Annotated in this window: 14 protein-coding genes and 1 riboswitch; of the genes, 7 read left to right on the top strand and 7 right to left on the bottom strand. The window is 72.3% G+C overall.

From position 1 onward, the window contains the following. Nucleotides 1-16: 16 nt before the first annotated feature. Nucleotides 17-1,009 carry a LacI family DNA-binding transcriptional regulator gene (locus FB453_RS07570; protein WP_145788617.1) on the bottom strand — a complete coding sequence of 331 codons (993 nt, stop codon included), beginning with the start codon at nt 1,007-1,009 and terminating at the stop codon, nt 17-19. Nucleotides 1,010-1,169: 160 nt separating this feature from the next. Between FB453_RS07570 and FB453_RS07565 the strand changes: the two genes are divergently transcribed. After that, entirely contained in the window at nt 1,170-2,432 is a 1,263-nt protein-coding gene (locus FB453_RS07565; RefSeq protein WP_145788614.1) for an MFS transporter, read from the top strand. Nucleotides 2,433-2,505: 73 nt separating this feature from the next. Further along, nucleotides 2,506-3,402, top strand: coding sequence for an aldo/keto reductase (locus FB453_RS07560; protein ID WP_145788612.1), 897 nt, complete (start codon nt 2,506-2,508; stop codon nt 3,400-3,402). Nucleotides 3,403-3,422: 20 nt separating this feature from the next. Here the strand turns inward: FB453_RS07560 and ileS are convergent, their stop codons facing one another. The 4 genes from ileS to FB453_RS07540 all read right to left on the bottom strand — a co-directional run bounded on the left by ileS (nt 3,423) and on the right by FB453_RS07540 (nt 9,046). Beyond that, entirely contained in the window at nt 3,423-6,569 is a 3,147-nt protein-coding gene (gene ileS, locus FB453_RS07555) for an isoleucine--tRNA ligase (RefSeq protein WP_486480198.1), read from the bottom strand. A gap of 279 nt (nt 6,570-6,848) precedes the next feature. Then, complete coding sequence (locus FB453_RS07550; protein ID WP_222431327.1) at nt 6,849-7,511, bottom strand: hypothetical protein; 663 nt, start codon at nt 7,509-7,511, stop codon at nt 6,849-6,851. A 20-nt stretch (nt 7,512-7,531) separates the two neighbouring features. Next, nucleotides 7,532-8,323, bottom strand: a complete 792-nt coding sequence (locus FB453_RS07545) for a metallophosphoesterase (RefSeq protein ID WP_145788610.1) — start codon at nt 8,321-8,323, stop codon at nt 7,532-7,534. A 237-nt stretch (nt 8,324-8,560) separates the two neighbouring features. Beyond that, on the bottom strand, nt 8,561-9,046 hold the full coding sequence (locus FB453_RS07540; protein WP_486480197.1) for a hypothetical protein: 486 nt from the start codon (nt 9,044-9,046) through the stop codon (nt 8,561-8,563). A 177-nt stretch (nt 9,047-9,223) separates the two neighbouring features. Between FB453_RS07540 and FB453_RS07535 the strand changes: the two genes are divergently transcribed. Both FB453_RS07535 and FB453_RS07530 read left to right on the top strand, forming a co-directional pair. Further along, nucleotides 9,224-9,919 carry a VOC family protein gene (locus tag FB453_RS07535; protein ID WP_145788606.1) on the top strand — a complete coding sequence of 232 codons (696 nt, stop codon included), beginning with the start codon at nt 9,224-9,226 and terminating at the stop codon, nt 9,917-9,919. Nucleotides 9,920-10,021: 102 nt separating this feature from the next. After that, nucleotides 10,022-10,789 carry a maleylpyruvate isomerase N-terminal domain-containing protein gene (locus tag FB453_RS07530; protein WP_486480196.1) on the top strand — a complete coding sequence of 256 codons (768 nt, stop codon included), beginning with the start codon at nt 10,022-10,024 and terminating at the stop codon, nt 10,787-10,789. Here the strand turns inward: FB453_RS07530 and FB453_RS07525 are convergent. Beyond that, a complete protein-coding gene (locus tag FB453_RS07525) occupies nt 10,786-11,505 on the bottom strand; it encodes a hypothetical protein (protein ID WP_145788602.1) in 720 nt (239 codons plus the stop codon). The two genes, FB453_RS07530 and FB453_RS07525, sit on opposite strands and share 4 nt — an antisense overlap. Beyond that, nucleotides 11,498-12,079, bottom strand: a complete 582-nt coding sequence (locus FB453_RS07520; RefSeq protein ID WP_112588106.1) for an RNA polymerase sigma factor — start codon at nt 12,077-12,079, stop codon at nt 11,498-11,500. The genes FB453_RS07525 and FB453_RS07520 overlap by 8 nt, the downstream gene beginning before the upstream one ends. 127 nt (nt 12,080-12,206) lie before the next feature. Between FB453_RS07520 and FB453_RS07515 the strand changes: the two genes are divergently transcribed. From FB453_RS07515 to FB453_RS07505, 3 genes are all read left to right on the top strand, one after another. Next, nucleotides 12,207-12,542 carry a hypothetical protein gene (locus FB453_RS07515; RefSeq protein ID WP_112673090.1) on the top strand — a complete coding sequence of 112 codons (336 nt, stop codon included), beginning with the start codon at nt 12,207-12,209 and terminating at the stop codon, nt 12,540-12,542. Between the two features lie 352 nt (nt 12,543-12,894). After that, nucleotides 12,895-13,071: riboswitch (cobalamin riboswitch) on the top strand. 258 nt (nt 13,072-13,329) lie between these two features. Beyond that, nucleotides 13,330-16,998, top strand: coding sequence for a cobaltochelatase subunit CobN (gene cobN / locus FB453_RS07510; protein WP_145788600.1), 3,669 nt, complete (start codon nt 13,330-13,332; stop codon nt 16,996-16,998). Further along, nucleotides 16,995-19,295 carry a magnesium chelatase subunit D family protein gene (locus FB453_RS07505; RefSeq protein ID WP_486480195.1) on the top strand — a complete coding sequence of 767 codons (2,301 nt, stop codon included), beginning with the start codon at nt 16,995-16,997 and terminating at the stop codon, nt 19,293-19,295. The genes cobN and FB453_RS07505 overlap by 4 nt, the downstream gene beginning before the upstream one ends. Nucleotides 19,296-19,346 lie beyond the last annotated feature (51 nt).

Raw genomic sequence — 19,346 nt, 5'->3', positions numbered from 1 at the left:
TCGACCGAACGTCGACTCAGGCGCTGGCCCGCGCCACCAGGGCGGACGGGAAGAGGGTCACCGGAGCCGCCGGGCGCCCGTCCAGCAGGGCGGTGGCCGCGGCGGCGGCGATCCGCCCCACCGGATGACTCGCCGTGGTCAGCGCCGGGGCGGTCATCCCGGCCAACGGGATGTCGTCGAAGCCGGCCACCGCGACGTCCGCGGGCACCCGCGCACCGGCGTCCCGCAGGCCCGCGATCACCCCGAGCGCGGTGTCGTCGCTGATCGCGTAGATCGCGTCGATGTCCGGCCAGCGGCGCAGCGCCTCGCCGGCCGCTGCCCGGCCACGCGGCGCCCTGAAGTCCCCAGGAAGTATCCGCTCCGGTAGGCCGGCCTCGGCCATCAGTCGGCGGTACGTCTGCACCGGGCGTTGCGCGCAGGGCAGCCACCGGGGGCCGGTCACCATGGCGATCCGGCGGCGACCCGAGGCGTACAGATGGCGCAGCACCGCTTCGGAACCGGCGGCGTTGTCGACGTCGAACGACGGCACTGTCGCCGAGCCGATGCCGATCGAGACCACCCGACCGCGCTGCGACCGCGGCACCGCCTCCAGCAGTTCCTCGGTGGTGTTGACCAGGATCACCCCGCATACGCTGCGATCCCCGTCGAGTTGGTCGAGGCTGCGGGGGTCGCCGAACGGCAGCCAGTACAGCGCCACCCCGACACCGGCGGGCGTGCACACCCGAGCGGCAGCGCCGACCACCTGGTGCACGTACGGGTCGTCCAGCACCCCGGCGCTGGTGCCCAGAACGGCCACCACCAGGCGTACGCCGCCCCCGCCGCTGACCAGCGCCCGGGCGGCCGGGTTGGGCACGTAGCCGAGCTGGTCGACGGCTGCCGTGACCTGTTTCCGGGCGGCCGGCGAGGCGAACCCCGTGCCGGCGATCACCCGCGACGCCGTGGACCGGGACACCCCGGCGACCCGGGCCACGTCCTCGAGAGTTGCCGGTCGCTGTGCCGCTGTCGTCATCGTCGCCTCCTGCGGCGGCCCGTCCGGTCGGGCCAACGCCTGCTCACATCATGCCCCGGCCCGAGCAGCAGCGGTAAGGGGCGGTTCCCGGTTGTGGTGGTAGCGCTCTCAGGTGTGCGATCGTGCCAGGAGATCACCCCGAGAAAGAGGACCTACCCTCGTGAGCGCCCCCACCAGTCGACCCGTAGCCCCGGGCACCGCATCGCCGACCCTGCGGACGGTGCGGCTCGCCCGCAACGGCGTCGCCGTCACCTTCACCCTCAACGGGCTCGCCGTCGGCAGCTGGTTCTCCCGCGTCCCGGCGGTCCGGGAGGCGTTGGACCTCTCCGCCGGCCGACTCGGGTTGCTGCTACTGGCGATGAGCGTCGGCGCGCTGCTGGCCATGCCCACCTCCGGCCTGCTCGCCCAGCGATTCGGTGCGGCCCGCACCGTGACGATGGCCACCGTGCTGGTCGCGGTCGGCCTGACCGTGGCGGGGCTGGGTGCCACGATGACCGGGTCGTTCGCCATCGTCGCCCTGGGACTGGTCGCCCTCGGCTACGGCTCCGGCGCCTGCGACGTGGCGATGAACGTCGAGGGCGCGGCGGTGGAACGGCGGCTGGGCCGTACGATCATGCCCCGGTTCCACGCCGGGTGGAGCCTCGGTTCGGTGGCCGGAGCGGCGCTCGGCGCCGGGGCTGCCCGGTTCGACGTCTCGGTCGGCGCGCATCTCGTCGCGGTGGCGGTGGTCGTGTTGACCGGCACCGCGCTCGCCGCCCGGACGTTCCTGCCCGTGGGCAGCGATCACAACGGCGACCCGGCGGACGCCACCCCGGCCGCCCGTCGCCGGGCGCAACTCGCCGCCTGGCGGGAGCCGCGCACCCTGTTGATCGGGCTGTTCGTGCTGGTAGCGGCGTTCACCGAGGGTGCGGCCAACGACTGGCTGGCCGTCGCGTTCATCGATGGACGGGACCTGAGCGAGGCCGCCGGCGCGGCGGTCTTCGCGGTCTTCGTGGTGGGCATGACCGTCGGACGCACCGTCGGCACCATCGCGCTGGACCGGTGGGGTCGGGTGCCCGTGCTCAGCGGCACCATCGGCCTCGCCGTGGTGGGCGCCGGCCTGGCCGTGCTGGCGGGCTCCGGGCCGGTGGCCGTCATCGGCGTCGCCCTGTGGGGTCTGGGTGCGTCGCTGGGCTTCCCGGTCGGGATGAGCGCGGCGGCCGACGACGAGGCGCACGCGGCGGTGCGGGTGAGCGTGGTCGCGGTGATCGGCTACACCGCGTTCCTCGGTGGCCCGCCGTTGCTGGGGCTGGTCGGCGACGAGGTCGGCACACTACGCGCGCTGCTGGCGGTGCCGTTGCTGCTGCTGCCGACCCTGCTGCTGGTGCCGGTGCTGCGTCCGCCGCACTCCGCTGAAACTGCTCCGTCGGTAGTTAAAAACTAACCCATTTCGCCGCCGGGCGGTATCGGGTGCGCGGCCTACTGCGCCGCGCACCCGCACTGGTTACGGTCGCCCGATGCCAACCGATGAGATCACCGCCGCCGCGGCGGGCACCTGGACCCTGGGCGACCGCACCGTGCACCGGATGGGCTTCGGCTCCATGCGGATCACCGCGAACCCGGACCCCGACCGGGCCGTCGCCCTGCTACGCCGCGCCGTGGAGCTGGGCGTCAACCACATCGACACTGCCGCGTTCTACGTCTCGCCCGGCGGCACCCTGCGCGTCGGCACCGGCCCGGCCCGCTACGCCACCGAGCTGATCCGCGCGGCGCTCGCCCCGTACCCGGAGGACCTGGTGATCGCCACCAAGGTCGGTTTCGGGTACGACCCGGAGGCGGGCTTCACCGAGGCGCTCACCCCGGCGCAGTTGCGGGCCCAGGTGGAGGAGAACCTTCGCCGGCTCGGCCGCGACCAACTCGACGTGGTGAACCTGCGCCTCGGCCGGGGGCCGGGTGCGGTGCCGGTGGCCGACCGGTTCGGCGCGCTCGCCGAGTTGCGGACCGCCGGGCTGATCCGGCACCTCGGGCTCTCCAACGTCCGGCCGGAACAGCTGGACGAGGTGGCGGGCATCGCTCCGGTGGTCTGCGTGCAGAACAACTACGGGGTGAACGCCTACCGGGAGCAGGACGCGCTCGTCCGGCTCTGCGGTGAGCGGGGCATCGCCTACGTGCCGTTCTTCGCGCTGGCCGGCACCGGACGGGAGACGGGCGCGAGCACCGCGCAGGACGAGGCCGTGGAGGCGGTCGCCCGCGCCCACGGCGTCACCCCGCAGCAGGTACGCCTCGCCTGGACCCTGCACCAGGGCCCCCACGTGCTCGCCATCCCCGGCACCTCGGACCCGGAGCACCTGGCGCAGAACGTCGCCGCTGGAACCCTACGCCTGACCCCGGAAGACCTGACCCGCCTGCACTGATCGTCTTACCCCGTCACCGCTCAGGCCCGCACGACGTGCACCACAATCTCCTGACCGTCGCCCACAGTGCCGGAGAACCCCTCCGACAACGCGTCCACAACCGTCAGCTGGAGCGCGAGGGTCTCGTGCGCGATGAGCTTCTGATGCGTGGAGATCGCCGCCGCGACGTCCGCGGGGGCGGCGATCGACACCGTGATCCGGTCGGAGACCTCGAAGTCGGCGTCGCGGCGGGCCTGCTGGATGATCCGGACGACGTCGCGTGCGACGCCCTCGGCTGCCAGCTCGGGGGTGATCTCGGTGTCCAACGCGATCGTCGTGCCGCGCTGGGACTCCACCACCCAACCGGTGCGCGGCACCTCCGTGATCAGGATGTCGTCCAGGCTCACCTCGACCTGCGCACCGTCGACCGACAGTGGGTACGTCCCGTTCGCCCGGACGCCGTCGACCAGCTCCCGGGGGGCCACGGCGGCAATCGCCTTCGCGACGTGCTGGGTGCGGTTGCCGAACCGGCGGCCCAGGGTCCGGAAGTTCGCCTTGACCTGCACGTCGATGACCCCGCTCTGGGGATCGAGCGGCTGGAGGACCTTCACGTTCAACTCGTCGCCGATGTCGTCCAGCAACGCCTGCGGGAGAACGGTGCCGGCCGGCAGCCCCACGAGCGCCCGGCTCAACGGCTGACGGATCCGCAGGCTGCTCGCCTTACGCGCGGACCGCCCCGCCTCCGCCAACGCCCGCGCCGTGGCCACCTGGGCCGACAACTCCGTGCTGATCAGTGTGGTGTCGGGTGTGGGCCAGGTCGCCAGGTGCACCGACTCCGGAGCCGACTCGGCACCGCGCCGGACGACCTGCTGCCACACCTCCTCCGTGACGAAGGGAATGAACGGCGCCAGTAGCCGCGTGAGGATGTCGAGGCACTCGTACAGGGTGGTGAGGGCGTCGGGGTCGCCCTCCCAGAAACGCTGCCGCGACCGCCGTACGTACCAGTTCGACAGGTCGTCGATGAAGTCGGCGAGCAGTCGACCGGCGCGCGCCGTGTCGTAGTTCTGCAGCCGTTCGTCAACGGCGGCCGCGAGGGCGTGGACCTCGCCGACGATCCACCGGTCCAACACCGGTCGCTGGGCGACCGGCTGCGCCAGATGCGGCGCCCACGTCGAGTTCGCCGCGTAGAGGGAGAAGAACGCCGCGGTGTTCCAGTAGGTCATCAACACCTTGCGGACGATCTCGTCGAGCGGGCCGGGCCCGATCCGGCGCGGCGACCACGGTGAGCCGGAGCACGCCATGAACCAGCGCACCGCGTCGGCGCCGTGCGTGTCCATCAACGGGATCGGCAGCAGGATGTTGCCCAGGTGTTTGCTCATCTTGCGGCCGTCCTCGGCCAGGATGTGCCCGAGGCAGACGACGTTCTCGTACGGGGACCGGTCGAAGACGAGCGTGCCCACCGCCATCAGCGTGTAGAACCACCCCCGCGTCTGATCGATCGCCTCGCAGATGTACTGGGCCGGGTAGGTGCGCTCGAAGATCTCCTTGCTGCCCGGCACGTGGGGGTAGCCCAACGACGCGAACGGCATCGCCCCGGAGTCGTACCAGGCGTCGATCACCTCGGGGACGCGGGTGGCGATCTGGCCGCAGTCCGGGCAGGCGAAGGTGATCTCGTCGACGTACGGGCGGTGCGGATCCAGCTCGGACAGGTCGGCGCCGGCCAGCTCCCCGAGCTCCGTGCGGGAACCGACAGCTGTCACGTGGTTGTCCGGGCATCGCCACAGCGGCAGCGGGGTGCCCCAGTACCGGGCGCGGGACACCGCCCAGTCGATGTTGTTCTTCAGCCAGTCGCCGTAGCGGCCGTGTTTGATGTGCTCCGGGAACCAGTTGGTGTTCTCGTTCTCCCGCGTCAGCTCGTCGCGGACCTCGGTCGTCCGGATGTACCAGGATGGCTGCGCGTAGTACATCAGCGGCGTGTGGCACCGCCAGCAGTGCGGGTAGGGGTGCTCGAACGGTTCGTGCCGGAACAACCGACCAGACTTCCTCAGGCGGTCGATGAGCAACGCGTCGGCGTCCTTGAAGAACACCCCACCGACCAGGTCGATGCCGTCGTTGAACCGCCCGTTCGGGGCGACCGGGTTGACCAGCGGCAACCCGTACGCGCGGCAGACGGCGAGGTCGTCCGCGCCGAAGGCCGGTGCCTGGTGCACCAGGCCGGTGCCGTCCTCGGTCGTGACGTACTCCGCGAGAACCACCCGGTGCGCGTCCGGGATGTCCACCAGGTCGAACGGCCGCTCATACCGCAGACCCTCAAGGGCCGACCCGGGAACGGTCGCCAGGATCTCCGCCTCGTCACCGAGGACCCGCTGGGTCAGCGGTTCGGCGACGACGAACGTGCCCTGCCCGGTGCGGGCGACGGCGTACGTCACAGCGGGATGTACGGCGACGGCGGTGTTGGACACCAGGGTCCACGGGGTGGTGGTCCAGACCAGCAGGTCGACGCCGGTGTGGCCGGCCACGTCCCCGTGCAACGGAAACCGCACGTACACGGAGGGGTCGGTGACGGTCTCGTACCCCTGTGCCACCTCGTGGTCGGAGAGGGTCGTGCCGTCGCGGGTGCAGTACGGCGCGACCCGGAAGTCCTCCACCAGTCGCCCGCCGTCGTGGATCTGCTTCAGTGACCACCAGACGCTGTCCACGTACTCCGGGGACATGGTCTGGTACGGATGCTCCAGGTCGATCCAGTAACCCATACGTTCGCTGAGCTGGACGAACTCGTCCACGTGCCGCAGCACCGACGTGCGGCACAGGGCGTTGAACTCCGCGACGCCCATCTTCTCGATGTCGGGCTTGCCGCTGAGCCCCAGTTCCTTCTCCACCGCGAGCTCAACGGGCAGGCCGTGGCAGTCCCACCCGGCACGGCGCGGCACCGAGAAGCCCCGCATCGTCCGGTACCGGGGAAAGAGGTCCTTGAAGACCCGCGCCTCGATGTGGTGGGTGCCCGGCGTGCCGTTGGCGGTCGGCGGCCCCTCGTAGAACACCCACGGCGGACCGTCGGCCGTCTGCTCCAGACTCCGGTTGAACACGTTGTTTGCCTGCCACCACTCGATGACCGCACGGTCAATCCCACCAAGGTCGATCTTGGTGGGCAGTGGCACGAATGGTGACTTCAACGGACCGTCCGGCACCGACGTTCTCCCTACACTCCACGTCCGCTCGCGCGGGCATCAGCTCACTGCCCACGCGGGGACGAAGTGCCGGGCGTATGGCCAGGACTCCGCGGTACCACCCCGCTTGCGCCTCAATGGTGCGGGCGCCGCTCAATTTCGCGACGTGACGTACCGCTACGTCCGGTTCTACTGGGGCGGCGGAGCTGCCCGTTCTTCCGGAGGCTCCCCGGTGATGGCCGGATCGGTGCCGATGCCGCCCAGCATAGCTGTCCGTGCGCGGAGCTCGTGGCCGGAGCGCTAGGCGTGCAGCCAGACGCGGAGTGGGCCGGTGGTGGTGAAGCCGGCGGAGAGCGCCGGCGTCAGGTCCGCTGTGGTTTCGTAGCCGACCAGCGGTGCGTCGGGCACTGTGGCGCACACCGCGCGCCAGATGTCCGGGGAGTTGTCGGTGCGGGTGAACAGGTTGGAGACGCCGTATGGGCCGTCGCCGCTGAGCACCGCCCCACCGATGATCACGCCCCGGTCGTCGCGGCGGGCGAGAACCCGTACCCGGGGGTCGGCCAGGAGCGCGGGGCGGAACAGGTCCCCACCGCCGTGGGCCGCCGCCCAGGCCGCCAGCTCGTCGGGTGTGGTGACCGGGGCCAGCGGTGTGTCGACAGGTGGTGCCGACGGTGGCCGGTGGATCCACTGGGCGTCGAAGAGCACCCGGAACCCGTACCGGGCCAGGTCGAGGTCGGCGAAGCTGTCCTTCACCGACGCGCCGGGCCCCGCGTCGATCCGGGCCAGCAGGGCCTCGGCGTTGACGCCCGGCCGCACTGTGACCGCGTCCGGGTACCACTGTGGCGAACGGTGGGGGACCGACCAGGCGTCGGCGTCGGTACGGCCGGCCAACCCCTGGCAGCCGCAGACGATGTCGCACCATTCGGCGTTGTTGCGCGCCGCCGTCCGCATGTCCTCCAGCACGTCGGGCAGCCTAGCCAGAGTCAGCGGAGTCGAGTGAGCAGGATCCGGCCGCCCTCGTAGACGCCGCCGTCGATGGCGATGACTCTGTCGTCGGCGTACCGCAGCGCGACTGTGACATCCTGCGGCGCCACGCCGAAGTGCTTGGTGAGGGTGCTGTGGCCGTGGACGAGGACGTTGCCCCCGAGCGTGCGCAGCATCAGCGACACCGGATCGTCGGGTTTCGCCGACCCGACGTCACGAAAGGCGCCCCGATCGCTCATCCGGCCACAGAAGTCCAGCCACACCGAGGGGTCGCTGGAGCCGAGAGCAGTGGTGACTGCCGCGTTCACTGTGGCCACACTGGATCCGAGTTCCAGGTACCGGGCGGTGTCGGAGTGCACGAGCAGGAACCCGTCGACGACCGCGACCGCAGGCAGCTGCGACATCCACTCGAGATGCTGTGGCGTCAGCTGGTGCAGGTCCTTCTCACGTCCGCCGAATCGGGCCCAGCCACCGCGAAACCCGCCGGGCTCGTCCCAGCCGGCGACGGGCATGGTGCCGAACCGGTGCGCGGCGAGCAACTGCGCCTCGTGGTTACCCAACAACGCCCCGACGTGGCCGCCCGCCGCACGTGCGGCGACGGCTAGCCGCTGGATGTCGTCGATGACGCCGATACCGTCCGGGCCGCGATCGACGTAGTCGCCGAGCAGCCACAACCGCGCCCCACTCCTGGACCAGCGCCCCGTGTGGTCGACGAGCCCGGCCTCGCGAAGTGACTCCCAGAACTCGGACCGGTGACCGTGGATGTCCGCCGCCACGTACAGCGGCGTCATGCCACTGCCGCCAGCTCACCCAAGTGAATCGCCGCATGCCAGTACGGCTCATGGTTTGGGACGGTCATGACAGCTCCTCCTCGGTCCGATCCGCGGTCCGGTCCATCAGCACGTCCCGACCCTCGGGAAGCTGAAAGGTGATCGGCACGACCACACCATAAGCGGCGGTGGCGGCGAGGGCGGGCCGCGACGTCGCCGATTCCGCATCGCTCGAAGCACCGCGGAGACCTGGGTAGCTCAGGGGGCGTAGACCAGGTCCATCGTGTCGATGTGCCCGGACCAGCGCAGGTCGAGGCGCCAGCAACCGGCCTGCGGCAGGTCGATGATCGACGGGCCGGGACCGCCGGCGACCTCCCGGATCACCCGGGTGTCGGTGCCGTCCAGCCTCGCGGTGATCACCAGGGTTGCCGGTGCGGTCGGGTCGGGCGAGGTCGTGGCGGCGCGGGCCACCCAGAGGATCTTGTTGTTCGACCCGTCCGTCCGGACCTGCCGCAGGGGATGGGCGAACAGCACCGCCACGATGTCACCCTTCGCGCCGAAGACGTGCGGAACCCGCGCGTCCCCGCTGAACCCGGCGTCCGCCCAGTCGGGCAGGGACCCCGTCTCGACGCGCGCCGCGCAGGCGGTCTCGGTGCTCGCCGTGGTGGCCGCCCCCGCCGTCGGCGCCGCGCCGCTGGTGGTGGCCGTGCACCCCGCCAGCAGGACCACCGAGGATGCCAGCATCAACCTGCCCCAGGAACCCATCTCGCCCCTTCCGGTACGCGCCGAGGACTCGTCGCACCTTTCCGACACCGCCCGGGCCCGCCGGGTTCCTAGTGCTCTGACCGGGAACGTTTACCGGGTTGACGGCGGCGAGGCCAGAGGGGACAGACCCTTACGGGCGCGTGTGAGGATGTCTAGGTGGAACAGACACTGGGTCGGCAGGCGGCCTCGGACGCGGTCAGCGACCAGGGATGGCGGTATTTGCTGGGCGCGTTGCGCACGTCGGTCCCCGTCGGCTCATTGGTCCAGGCAACCGAGGCGGCGGCGCGTGCGGTGGCGGCGTGCGGTAGCGACGCCGACGGGCACCTACGCGCTGATATCCGACCAGACCGGGTCGTCCTGACCCTGCAGTCGGCGGATCGGGCGTCGCTCACCGCTTGCGATATCGACCTTGCGCATCGGATTTCCGCCGCCATGCGGAACGTCGGGCTACGGACGGAGCCTGAGATTGGTACGGGAGCTTCGCGGTCGGTGCAGCTCGTGGAGATCGCTGTCGACGCGCTCGACATCGCAGCGGTCCGGCCGTTCTGGAAGGCCGTGCTGGGCTACACGGACGAGGCGGGAGCCGACGGTCCCAGGGATCCGATCGTCGACCCGGTCGGGCAGGGGCCGGCGATGTGGTTTCAGCAGATGGATCAGCCACGCCCGGACCGGAATCGCATCCACTTCGACATCTGCGTCCCGCACGACGAGGCACCACGACGGATCGAAGCCGCGCTGGCGGCCGGCGGCCGACTTGTATCCGCGTCCCATGCTCCCGCCTTCTGGGTTCTCGCCGATATCGAGGGTAACGAGGCTTGTGTGACGACCTGGCAGGGCCGAGACGACTCGTAGACCGGGCTGACCGTCAGCGCTCCGCTCGGCTGTCGATGCGTTCGTCAGACAAATTCGCTGTCCGTGGTCGGAGCGTACTGGTACACAACCGAGGTGCAGAACATGTTGGATTTTCCTGAGGTCCTGCGGCTGATCGAAGACCGCTCGGCCGCGGTCCGCGCCGCGATCGCGTCCGCCCCCGACCTTGACGTCCAGGTCCCGACCTGTCCGGACTGGACGCTGCGCGAACTGGCACAGCATCTCGGCGACGGCCGCCGGCGTCAGGCCGCCATCATCGCGGCGGGCCCGGGCGCCGAGCCCCCGGCGAGGACGGACCCGAAGGGCGCCCCGACCGCACCCCGGGACCGCGAAACCCTGGACGCCTGGCTCGCCGAGTCGACCGAGCTCATGCTCGATGCGATGCGCGCGGCCGGCCCGGACCGCGGCTGCTGGACCTGGTGGGGCCGCTCGCAGGCCCCGCAGACCAGCGGAGCCGTGGCCCGGCACCAGATCCAGGAGTTGGCCGTCCACACCTACGACGCCCAGCTCACCCAGGGGGCCACGCAGCCGCTGCCGACGGACGTCGCGGTCGAGGGCGTCGACGAGTTCCTGACGACTGTCGCGGCGACGACAGTCCCCTGGCCGTTCAAGCCGGCGACCATCGACCTGCACACGGCCGAGGGCCGCTCCTGGCGCCTGACCCTCAACGCCGACGGCGTCCGTTGCGACGACCTCGCTGCCGACGCGGAGCCGGGCGACATGGCGATGCGAGGCGCAGCGAGCGAACTGGTCCTCTACTTCTACGACCGCGTCCCGCTCGACGACCTGGAGACCACCGGCGACACCCAGCCGATGGAGCAGCTCGCGGACTGGGACCCGAACGCGTACTAGCCCAGTGAGCGCGCGATCTCGATCGCCTCGGCCTTGGTGAGGGTGCCCTCGAGCCGGTAGCTCACGTCGTTGTCCTGCCAGATCAGGGTCGAGGCGGCCAGTCGGGCGGTCTCCCTGCGGATCTCGCCCGCCCGGTCCACGTAGGACAACGCGTGTGGGCCGTCGACCCAGATGGCGAAGTCGCCGTTCACGTGAACCCAGTTCGCGCCCGGCGGGGTGACCTCCTTGTGAAAGGCCAGGTCGAGGTGACCGTCGAACGCGTCGACGCGCAGCGCGCCCCCGTCGTAGAGCAGCGTCGCCACCCGGTACCGGCCCGTGGCGTCCGGGTCGGCCACCAGCACCCGCTCCGGCGTGCCCAGCATCGTCGGCAGGCGGATCGGGAACCGCACCGCCCGTTGCGCCTCGTCCAGGGCGACGGTCCGCTGCCCGGGCAACGGCGACGCGGTGCCGGAGGGCTGCGTCGGGGCGGGCGAGGTGGCGATGCTGACCCCGGCGAAGCGCAGCAGCCCCGTGACGACGTCGGCGATCGCGGCCCGCGTCGGCGGCAACAGCGCCACCAGCAGGGCGATGAGCGCCACCGCGGCGAGCGACCGCCACCGACGCCGTCGTGGCGCGGGCGTGCCGAGTCGTACGCGGACGCGGGCGGTCACGTCGGGCGGATCGGGGGTGTCCAGCCAGGCGGACAGGTCGCGCAGTTCCCGTTCGAGGTCACCCATGCCGGACCTCCTCACGGTCGAGCAGGCCGCGAAGCTTCGCCAGCGCCCGGGACGTCCGCGACTTCACAGTGCCTCGGGGCCAACCCAGAGCCGCCACCGTCTCCTCCTCGGTGAGATCGAGGAAGAACCGGCAGACGATCACCTCACGGTCCCGTACCGGCAACTGTCGCAGGGCCTGCACCAGCGACGCCCGGCGCTCCCCGGCGAGGACCGCGCCGACCGCGTCGTCCTCGGCGATCTCGGACGTCGGGTCCGCTGCCGCCGCCCGCAGGACGAGCCCGTCGCGCCGGCCACGGGAGCGGTGCAGGTTGCGGGTCTCGTTCGCGACGATGGCGAGCAGCCACGACCGGAAGGACGCGTCACCCCGGTAACGGGACAGCTTCCGGTACGCCTTCACGAACGCCTCCTGGATGACGTCCTCGGAGTCCGAGCCCGCGCCGAGCAGCACCGCGGTCCGGTACGCGGACGCGGTGTGCCGGGCGACCAGGAGGTTGTACGCCTCCAGGTCACCTGCCCGAGCGCGGGTGACGAGCGCCTCGTCGTCCAGGGGAGCCTCCGTTCGGATCACACTCATGACACCGCCCACCCGCCGCGGGTTCCACAGGATTTCCCGACGCAGGTCAGCTCTCTCCCATCCGGCGTGCAGCGTATTGCCAGGAACCGGTGCTGCACTGGAGGGACGTCGAGGAGAGGGGCGGGGCATGAGCTGGTTCAACCGCCGGTCACGGGGTGCCGAGGCGACCCCGACGAAGCTGGACCGGGAGGCGACCCGCGACGACCTCGCGGCGCTGGAGGCGTTCGTGGCCACTCGGCGCGGGGTGGAGTTCTACCTGGAACCGGAGACGACGGCGACGGACACCACTGTGGTGGCGATCGCCCACGACGGCGAGTGGATCCGCCGCCGTACCGGAACGCCCCGCGCGGCCGGGGGCATCGCCCGCAAGCACGCGGTGCCGCTGTACGAGGCGGCGCGCACCGGCTACCCGGAGCGGATGCGGACCTGGAGCCGGGCCCACCCGGAACGCCACGCCCGCTGATCGGGGCGTCGAGCGGTGTCGGTCGTCGCGCGTGGCGTGTTCGGTCCCGGGCGTGTGTCGTTCGGCGCCTTTAGAGCTGAATCGTTGGCGACATCGCCGTACGTCCGGACCTGAAGCCGAGACGCGGACCGGAAGCCGAGGCGGCTGAATCGTCTACGACATCAGCTCCAAAGGGGCCGCGTGAACACTCCGCCCCCGGCCACGGGCCACTCCGCGAGGCCGGTCAATCAGTCCGCCCAGCCGCCGTTGCGGCGAGAGGCATCACCCGCACGCCGATATTTTCGCAGGTCAATGTGGTGGGCGTGGTCGGATGGTGGTGGGGTCCGCGTTGACCGGCGGCGCGGCGGTGTGGCAGCATTCGCGGCCTGACGGCAGTGAAGGAAGTCGGTGCGAATCCGACGCGGTCCCGCCACTGTCACCGGGGAGCGATCCCCCCTCGTGAGTCACGGCCGTGTGTCTGCGGTTGGAAGGCCGGGGGAGAGCGTCGATCCGGAAGCCAGGATACTTCGGCCGTCGGGACGTACCCCAGGGCGTGGACACCCGAGGAGGACCCGATGACGCACGGCGTCTCATTCATCGACGATTGTCGTCGTATTGCGCTCCAGGCAGCGCATTCCAAGGACACCGGCCACCGGCACCGCTGAGCTGATCGCCCGGCGCTGACCGGCCCCGACCCATGCGTCGGTGTGCCGTTCGCTCGGGCCGTCGTACCGGCTGACGCCGTACCCACCCGAATCGCCCCGGTCGCCCCCGTGAGGGCCCAGGGCGTCACTTTCCGGAGCCTGCCGTGCGCATCCTGCTGCTGTCCACCGCCGACACCGACCTGCTGGCCGCCCGCGCCAGCGGCGCCGACTACCGGCTCGCCAACCCCGCGCGGGTCGCCGCCGACGAGGTGCCCGCCCTGCTCGACGGGGTCGCCCTCGTCGTCGTACGCCTGCTCGGCGGTCGGCAGGCGTGGCCGGACGGCCTCGCCGCGGTGCTCGCCACCGGCGTGCCGACGGTCGTGCTCGGCGGCGAGGCGCTGCCCGACGCGGAGCTGATGGCCATCTCCACAGTGCCGTCCGGGGTGGTCACCCAGTCGCTGGCGTACCTGGTGGAGGGCGGTCCGGACAACCTGGGGCAGTTGGCCCGGTTCCTCTCCGACACGGTGCTGCTCACCGGGGAGGGGTTCGCCGCACCCGCGCCCACCCCGGCGTACGGCGTGCACGGCGAACACCCCGCCGACCCGGATCGGCCCACGGTGGGGATCGTCTTCTACCGGGCGCACGCCCTCGCCGGCAACACCGACTTCGTCGACGTGCTCGCGGACGCGGTCCGCAAAGCGGGCGGCAACCCGCTGCCGATCTTCTGCGGCTCGCTGCGCGGGCTGACCGCGGGCGCCGGCCCACTCGGACTCTTCGCCCGCTGTGACGCGCTGCTGGTCACGGTGCTCGCGGCCGGCGGCGCGGTCGCCGCGGACGCCTCCGGTGGCGGCGACGAGGACGCCTGGGACGTCGGTGCGCTGGCCGCCCTGGACGTGCCGGTCATCCAGGCGCTCTGCCTCACCAGCACCCGCGCGCAGTGGGCCGACAGCGACGCCGGCCTGTCCCCTCTGGATGCCGCCATGCAGGTGGCCATCCCCGAGTTCGACGGCCGGATCGTCACCGTGCCGTTCTCGTTCAAGCAGATCGACGCCGACGGGCTCTCGGTCTACGCCGCCGATCCCGAGCGGGCCGCCCGGGTCGCCGGGCTCGCGGTGCGCCACGCCCGGCTGCGGTACGTGCCGCACGCCGACAAGCGGGTCGCCGTGGTGCTCAGCTCGTACCCCACCAAGCACTCCCGGGTCGGCAACGCCGTCGGGTTGGACACCCCGGCCTCGGCGGTCCGGCTGTTCGCCGCGCTGGTTGAGGCCGGCTACGACCTGGGTGACGCGCCACCGCCCGACGACGGCGACGCGCTGATCCACGCGCTGATCGCCGCCGGTGGTCACGACGTGGAGTGGCTCACCCCGGAACAGTTGGCCGCCGCCGAGGCCCGGATACCGGGACCGACGTACCGGCGCTGGTTCGACGAGGTCCCGGCCGAGCTGCGCGGGCGGATGCGGGAGCACTGGGGTGAGCCGCCGGGCGAGCTGTACACCGAGGGCGGCGACATCGTGCTCGCGGGGCTGCGCTTCGGCAACGTGGTGCTGCTGATCCAGCCGCCCCGCGGTTTCGGGGAGAACCCGATCGCCATCTACCACGACCCGGACCTGCCGCCCAGCCACCACTACCTGGCCGCGTACCGCTGGCTGACCGCACCGGTCGCGGACGGCGGCTTCGGCGCGGACGCCGTGGTGCACCTCGGTAAGCACGGCACCCTGGAGTGGCTGCCCGGCAAGGGCCTCGGCCTGGCCGAGGACTGCGCGCCCGACGCGGTCCTCGGCGACCTGCCGCTGGTGTACCCGTTCATCGTCAACGACCCCGGCGAGGGCACCCAGGCCAAGCGGCGGGCGCACGCCGTGGTCGTCGACCACCTGGTCCCGCCGATGGCCCGCGCCGAGACCTACGGCGACCTGGCCAAACTGGAACAACTGCTCGACGAGTACGCGACAGTGCAGGCCCTCGATCCGGCCAAGGTGCCCACCGTACGGGCCCAGATCTGGGACCTGGTGCGCGCCGCCGAGCTGCACCACGACCTGCACGCCGAGGCGATGCCCGACGCGGACGACTTCGACGACTTCGTGCTGCACCTCGACGGGTACCTGTGCGAGGTCAAGGATGTGCAGATCCGCGACGGGCTGCACATCCTCGCCGACGCGCCCACCGGTGAGCCCCGGGTCAACCTGGTCCTGGCGGTGCTGCGCGCACCACAGATCTGGGGCGGCGCCCGGGCCCTGCCCGGCCTGCGACAGGCCCTCGCCGTCGCGTACTCCCTCGACGAGCAGGAGCTGCTCGCGTCGCCGGGACAGCGACTGGCACTGCCTGCGGCGCTGACCGACGTGGTGGACGGGCCGGCCGGCACCGCCGCCGACGCGATCGACCTCATCGAGGCCCTCGCGCGGCGGCTGGTCGTGGGCATGGAGACCCTGGACTGGGCAGTGGACACGGTTGACGCCGTGGTGACCGAGGTGACCGGTCGGTCGATCCCGGACGTCGCCGCGGTCCTGCACTTCGCCGCCACCGAGCTGGTGCCCCGACTGGACCGGACCACCGACGAGCTGACCAACACACTCGGGGCGCTGGACGGGAGGTTCGTGCCGCCCGGCCCGTCCGGCTCACCCACCCGCGGCCTTGTCAACGTGCTGCCCACCGGCCGCAACTTCTACTCCGTCGACCCGAAGGCCATCCCCAGCCGCAACGCCTGGGACGTCGGGGTGGCCCTCGCCGACTCGCTGCTGGCCCGGCACCTCGCCGACACCGGGGCGTACCCCCGCTCGGTGGGGTTGACAGTGTGGGGCACCAGCGCGATGCGGACCCAGGGCGACGACATCGCCGAGGTGCTCGCGCTGCTGGGCTGCCGGCCGGTCTGGGACGACCGGTCCCGGCGGGTGACCGGCATCGAGGTGGTGCCGACCGCCGAGCTGGGCCGCCCGCGCGTCGACGTCACAGTGCGCATCTCAGGGTTCTTCCGCGACGCGTTTCCGCACGTGGTGGCGCTGCTCGACGACGCCGTCCGGCGGGTCGCCGCCCTGGACGAACCGGCCGAGGAGAACTACCTGCGGGCGCACGTCGCCGCCGACCTCGCCGAGCACGGCGACGAGCGGCGGGCCACCGCCCGGATCTTCGGCTCCAAGCCCGGCGCGTACGGCGCTGGGCTGCTGCCCCTGATCGACGCCCGGACCTGGCGCAGCGACGCCGACCTGGCCGAGGTGTACGCGGTGTGGGGCGGATACGCGTACGGCCGGGGCCTGGACGGGCGGGAGGCGCGCGCCGACATGGAGCGCTCGTTCGCCCGGATCGCGGTGGCGGTGAAGAACCAGGACACCCGCGAGCACGACATCGTCGACTCCGACGACTACTTCCAGTACCACGGCGGGATGGTGGCGATGGTCCGCCACCTCACCGGCACGTCACCGCAGGCGTACGTGGGTGACTCGGCGATGCCGCACGACGTGCGTACCCGCACGCTGGGTGAGGAGACCCGGCGGGTGTTCCGGGCCCGGGTGGTCAACCCCAAGTGGATCGCCGCGATGCGCCGGCACGGCTACAAGGGCGCGTTCGAGCTGGCGGCCACAGTGGACTACCTGTTCGGCTACGACGCCACCGCCGGTGTGGTCGACGACTGGATGTACGAGCACCTGGCCGCCGCGTACCTCTTCGACGAGACCACCCGGGAGTTCCTGGAGCAGTCCAACCCGTGGGCGTTGCGCGGCATCACCGAGCGGCTGTTGGAGGCCGCTGACCGGGGGCTGTGGGCCAAGCCGGAGCCGGCCACCCTCGACCGGCTGCGCGACACGTACCTGGCCAGCGAGGGCGACCTGGAGGACCGGGTGTGAACGCGAGGAGTGAGCCGGTTTTGCGAGCCCCGCAGTCGCGAACGAAAGAAGGCCCAGTGACGACCTACCCGTTCAGCGCGGTGCTTGGCATGGCCGACATGCGGCTGGCGTTGCTGCTCAACGCGGTCTCCCCGGCGATCGGCGGGGTCCTGGTCCGGGGTGAGAAGGGGACCGCCAAGTCCACCGCCGTGCGGGCTCTCGCCGCGCTGCTGCCCCCGGTGCGCCGGGTGGCCGGCTGCCGGTTCGGCTGTGATCCGGCCGAGCCCGACCCGGCCTGCCCGGACGGCCCGCACCCGGCCGACGCCGCCGCCGAGACCCGTCCGGCCCGCCTCGTCGAGCTGCCGGTGGGCGCCGCCGAGGACCGGGTGGTCGGCGCGCTGGATCTGGAGAAGGCGATCGGCGAGGGGGTACGCGCCTTCGAGCCGGGCCTGCTGGCCGCCGCGCACCGGGGTGTGCTCTACGTCGACGAGGTCAACCTGCTGCACGACCACCTCGTCGACCTGCTGCTCGACGCGGCGGCGATGGGCCGCAGCCACGTCGAGCGGGAGGGCGTCTCGGTCAGCCACGCGGCCCGGTTCCTGCTGGTCGGCACGATGAACCCGGAGGAGGGGGAACTGCGCCCGCAGCTGCTCGACCGGTTCGGGCTCACAGTGGAGGTGGGCGCCAGCCGGGACCCCGAGATCAGGGTCGAGGTGGTCCGCCGCCGGCTGGCCGCCGACGCGGACCCGGCCGGCTTCGCCGCCCGCTGGGCCGACGCCGACGCGGAGATCGCCGACCAGGTGGCCGCCGCCCGCCGCCGACTTCCCGGGGTACGACTGCCGGACGCCGCGTTACGGCAGATCGCCGAGGTGTGTGCGGCGTTCGACGTGGACGGGATGCGGGCCGACATCGTCACCGCCCGGACCGCCCTCGCCCACGCCGCCTGGCACGGCCGGGACCGGGTCACCATCGACGACGTCCGGGTGGCCGCCCGGCTGGCCCTGCCGCACCGCCGCCGCCGCGACCCGTTCGACACCCCCGGGCTGGACGAGAAGCGCCTCGACGAGGCGTTGCAGCGCGCTCAGGACGCCCACCCCGACGACCCGGACGACGCCGGCCCCGACGACAGTGGCCCGGACGACAGTGGCCCGGACGGCGGCCCCCCGCGGGGCGGTGGCCCGGCCGGTGACGGCGGCCCGAACGGGGGCGGACCAAGCGCCGGCGGGCCGCAGGGCGGCGACGGCGTCGACCACTGTGAACCCGGGTCGGCCGGACACTCGGCGGCGGGTGACGGCGCTGGCCCGCAGGGACGCACCGACGGCCCGGACGGCACCGACGGCTGGTCGCAGCGCCAGCCGGGCGACCGGGGTAACGACGACGGCTGGCCGCAGCACCAAACGGGTGACCGGGGCGGCGACGGCCAGAACTCGCGCCCGCGCGGTGGCCGGCAGTCGGCGACCGGTGCCGACGACCCGACCGGCGGCGGGGAGTCCCAGCCGGTGGCCGTACCCCGGGGTGGGCTGAAGGCGCGGGTGCTCACCGCGCCCGGCCTGGGTGACGGGGTGCCGGGTCGACGGTCGCGGGCCCGCACCGGGCGGGGCCGCACCACCGGCGCCCGGGTGCCGGCGGGTCGGGTGAGCGCGCTGCACCTGCCGGCCACGATCCGCGCCGCCGCACCGCACCAGGCGGCCCGGGGCCGGCTCACCGGTCCGCTGCGGCTGCGCCGGGACGACCTGCGCGAGGCGGTTCGTGAGGGGCGCGAGGGCAATTTGGTGTTGTTCGTGGTGGACGCGAGCGGCTCGATGGGTGCCCGGCAGCGGATGACCACGGTGAAGGACGCGGTGCTCGCCCTGCTCACCGACGCGTACCAGCGGCGGGACAAGGTCGCGGTGATCGCGTTCCGGGGTGCCGGCGCCCGGACCCTGCTGCCGGCGACCTCGTCGGTGCTGGCCGCCTCGACCCGGCTGGCCGAGCTGCCCACCGGTGGGCGTACGCCGCTGGCCGAGGGCCTGCTCGCCGCGGCGGACCTGTTGCGGGTGGAGCGCCTGCGCGACCCGAAGCGCCGCCCGCTGGTCCTCATCGTCACCGACGGCCGGGCCACCGCCGGCACCCGCCCGCTGGACCGGGCGGCAGCGGCGGCCGCCGTCCTGGCCGCCACGGGGGCTCCGTGCGTGGTCGTCGACTGCGAATCCGGCCCGGTCCGCCTGCACCTGGCCGCCCGCCTGGCCGCCCAGCTGAAGGCCCCCCGAACCCCCCTGGAAGCCCTCACCCACCCCCACCCCCATCCCCGCGATCTTGCACTTCCTGTCGCGGCATAGAGGGCGAAGCGCGCATATGACCAACAGAAACTGCAAGATCGCGGGAGTGTC

This window comes from Micromonospora sp. CNZ322, from assembly GCF_007827755.1.
This window is presented reverse-complemented; position numbering and strand designations above follow the sequence as displayed.